Annotated in this window: 1 protein-coding gene; it reads left to right on the top strand. The window is 42.8% G+C overall.

Annotated features, from left to right (window positions below; genetic code table 11):
* Positions 1–53: 53 nt before the first annotated feature.
* Positions 54–1,402, top strand: a protein-coding gene (locus GLV98_RS19880) for an IS3 family transposase (RefSeq protein WP_237417192.1) whose coding sequence is annotated in 2 segments (ribosomal slippage) — positions 54–536 and positions 539–1,402 — 1,347 coding nt in all. Because the reading frame shifts where the segments join, the coding sequence is not laid out codon by codon here.
* The last annotated feature ends 33 nt before the right edge of the window (positions 1,403–1,435 follow it).

The following is a 1,435-nucleotide window of genomic DNA, read 5'->3' as shown; positions in this document are numbered from 1 at the left end:
TGAAGTGAACCCCAATAGTTGGACACTTATCCAACCAAAAGGGGGTACTTGTTTTGAAAAGATTTTCGAATGACGAGAAACATCAAGCTGTGCGTCGATACTTAAACGGTTCGGTCGGCTATGGTCAACTTGCGAGACAACTCAAAGTGGATACTTCTTCCTTAAGGTACTGGGTGAAATTAGTGGAACACCATGGAGACCAAGCATTTTCCTTCCCCTATACAAACTATTCCTCGGCCTTTAAACTGAGGGTAATTCAGTTTATCGAGGAGAAAGGGTATTCCATTCGTGAGGCCTCCGCTATCTTTCACATTCCCGACTTTTCCATGGTCCGAAGGTGGAAACGCAAGTGGGAAAACGGTGGCATGGAAGCCCTTGAGTCTAAACGAAAGGGGAATCAGCCTATGCCACACCGTAAAAATAATAAAAGCGAAAAACCTTCCAAATTCAAATCCATGGAGGAAGAACTGGAATACCTACGAATGGAGAACGCCTATTTAAAAAAGTTGAGAGCCTTGGTCGAAGAAGAAGACAACCGTCTATCGAAAGGCAAAAAGTCCAAGCGGTCTTCGAACTAAGGCATATCTTCCCTGTAAAAAAACTAGTGAAAGTAGCTGGAATCTCCCGCAGCACGTATTATGACCATGTCAAGCGCATGAATAAACCAGACCCCGACCATGCCTTAAAGGAAAAGATCAAGACTATCTATTATAAAAATGACGGGAAGTATGGGTACCGTCGCATTCAAAATGAGTTGGAAAACAAGGGTACTCACGTAAACCGTAAGAAAGTGTATCGCCTTATGAAAGAATTGGGTCTTCAAAGTCTTGTAAGGATGAAGAAATATAATTCTTACAAAGGCAAGGTTGGGAAAGTCGCTGAAAACTTGTTGAACCGGGAATTCAAGGCTGATAAACCAAATCAGAAATGGGTCACAGACATCACGGAATTCAAGCTCTTTGGTGAAAAACTATACCTGTCTCCTATCCTTGACCTTTTTAATGGTGAAATCATTTCTTATACGCTTGGCACCCGCCCGACCTATGCCCTTGTCGAAGAAATGTTAGAAAAGGGCCTCAAACACTTGGATGAGAATCACAACCTACTGATGCATTCCGATCAGGGCTGGCATTACCAAATGCCTCAATACCGTCAACGACTCAAGGAAGCTGGGGTTACGCAGAGTATGTCCCGGAAGGGCAACTGTCACGACAATGCGGTGATTGAAAACTTTTTTGGGATCATGAAATCAGAGCTCCTGTATTACAAAGAATTTGAGAGCATCGATCACTTCAAGAAAGAACTGACCGTCTTCATGGATGATTACAACAACGAACGGATCAAGTCAAAACTTCGGATGAGTCCAGTTCAATACCGTGAAAAATTTGAGAAAGCAGCTTAATTACATAGTGTCCAAAAATAGGGGGTCAGTTCA

The sequence above is a fragment of the Halobacillus litoralis genome, assembly GCF_009856415.1.
Taxonomy (GTDB): Bacteria; Bacillota; Bacilli; order Bacillales; family Halobacillaceae; genus Halobacillus; species Halobacillus litoralis_C.
This window is presented reverse-complemented; position numbering and strand designations above follow the sequence as displayed.